Source organism: Paraglaciecola polaris LMG 21857 (assembly GCF_000315055.1).
GTDB classification, from domain to species: Bacteria; Pseudomonadota; Gammaproteobacteria; order Enterobacterales; family Alteromonadaceae; genus Paraglaciecola; species Paraglaciecola polaris.
Genome location: NZ_BAER01000043.1, coordinates 1 through 1,737 on the forward strand (window position 1 = coordinate 1; position 1,737 = coordinate 1,737).

A 1,737-nucleotide genomic window follows, 5' to 3' on the forward strand; every position below is an offset into this window, starting at 1 on the left:
GTAATAAATTTTAGGGATGAGACGCGCTGAAAACGATTAAATGCATAGCCAAACTCAAATTACAGGCAAAGTAGTTGAGCGCATGTTATGCAAAAGGCTGTTAAAAGATGTAATGCTAATGATTTAAGCTTGTTGCAATAGCACTCTAGCCTTTGCCATCCCTCGTATACGTTGATGGTCTGTGTGGTGTTTGAATTGTTGTAGCATGTGCTCACTTCCTACAGCGGTATGGAAGTGTTGTTCGAACTCTGTCGTCAGTGTTAACCATTGCTCTGAGTCAAGGCCAAGTCGCGCTAAGATTGGACTGTGGTGATGCTCGATGTGCCCAGCTTTGTCCTCTCGAATACACCTACCTGTGCAATCCACTAGTTCACAGTAATCAATAAGACTGTAAGCAATGCCTTTAGGCATGTTTTGTCTGTAATTTCCCACAAAGCGCATCAGTTTTCTGGGTTGTTCTCCCTTGATGAGAGCGTGAATACGTTGTTGAATACTGGTGTGTTTTGACGTTTCGGGTGTAGTGTCCATCTTGGCTCGAATAGGGTTTAAGTCTACATAAGCCATACAAGCTAACACCGCACTTTCATCTAACAATGCTTGGGATTTAAATCGACCTTCCCAAAACCTACCAGTACAACCATCTTCTTTATTGGCTTCACGAGCAATGTGTTCATTGAGATTACGCATGAGCCAGCTGATGTCGTATAAACGTTGACGGTAAATTGTCACGGTTTCTTCCAAGCTCATAAACTCACTTTTACTCAGGGTATCTTCTCTTTGATACTTTTGACTCAACAACGTGCCTTGGTATAACTGATGCCAACGCCTAATGACTTCTTTCATTGACCAACTATCAGCCATACCAACGGTTAGCTATGATCTGACAGTCTCTTAAACTGAGCTCTTGTGAGCTATCGTCTGTGAGTTGCAGTTCTGCTAGTCGTATTTGGTTATCAACATCTGCGAGCAAGGGGATGATTAGGCTTTTGGCTTCACGTAAATCTTTGGTGTTTAGTGATTGCTTAAATACAGCTTTCCCAATGATAGGGACTAGACGTTTTGGTACGCCTTTTCTGAGGTAGTAAATACCGGATTTTGGATGCTTGAAAGGAGAACTCATTATACTCATTTGTACCAACCTTTTGTACCAGTTGGCACGCAAGGTCAATCCGCTAAACCCTAGAAACAACAAGGCCCTGCGTCATGCAAGGCCTTGATGGTATATGGCGGAGAGAGAGGGATTCGAACCCTCGTTAGGTTTAACCCTAAACACACTTTCCAGGCGTGCGCCTTCAGCCACTCAGCCACCTCTCCAAAACTTTCTATTTTCTCTTCGTATGTAACTCAGAGTTAACACGTCCATGATGATCGGCACCCAGTCCGTACATCCATGTCCGGCCGTTCAACCGGGCGGTGCTTTGCACCTAAAGAGGCCGGTTTCACCCACCTCTCCAAAACTTTCTATTTTCTCTTCGTATGTAACTCGAGTTAACACGTCCATGATGATCGGCACCCAGTCCGTACATCCATGTCCGGTCGTTCAACCGGGCGGTGCTTTGCACCTAAAGAGGCCAGTTTCACTCACCTCGCCAAACTGTTGAAATGTAAATGTGCTTAGATTTCGAATACCTTGCTCAGCCGCTTTTTGATCCATACTGTGCAATCAATAGACAAGCTTTTCAGCAGGCGCGTATGTTAGGGAAAAGCGCTTGGCTGCGCAAGTGTTTACTGCTAATT

Annotated in this window: 1 protein-coding gene, 1 tRNA gene and 1 pseudogene; all 3 read right to left on the reverse strand. The window is 44.6% G+C overall.

From position 1 onward, the window contains the following. Window positions 1–123: 123 nt before the first annotated feature. Window positions 124–861: pseudogene (locus GPLA_RS08255) on the reverse strand (transposase); the annotation flags it as partial. Further along, window positions 854–1,120, reverse strand: a complete 267-nt coding sequence (locus GPLA_RS08260) for a DUF6538 domain-containing protein (protein ID WP_007104408.1) — start codon at window positions 1,118–1,120, stop codon at window positions 854–856. The gene GPLA_RS08260 and the pseudogene GPLA_RS08255, both read right to left, overlap by 8 nt. 104 nt (window positions 1,121–1,224) lie before the next feature. Next, window positions 1,225–1,314: transfer RNA gene (locus GPLA_RS08265), tRNA-Ser, on the reverse strand. Window positions 1,315–1,737: the final 423 nt, after the last annotated feature.

Coding starts and splice junctions, on each gene's coding strand:
- GPLA_RS08260 (WP_007104408.1), bottom strand. CDS start 1,120: ATGAGTTCTCCTTTCAAGCATCCAAAATCCGGTATTTACTACCTCAGA.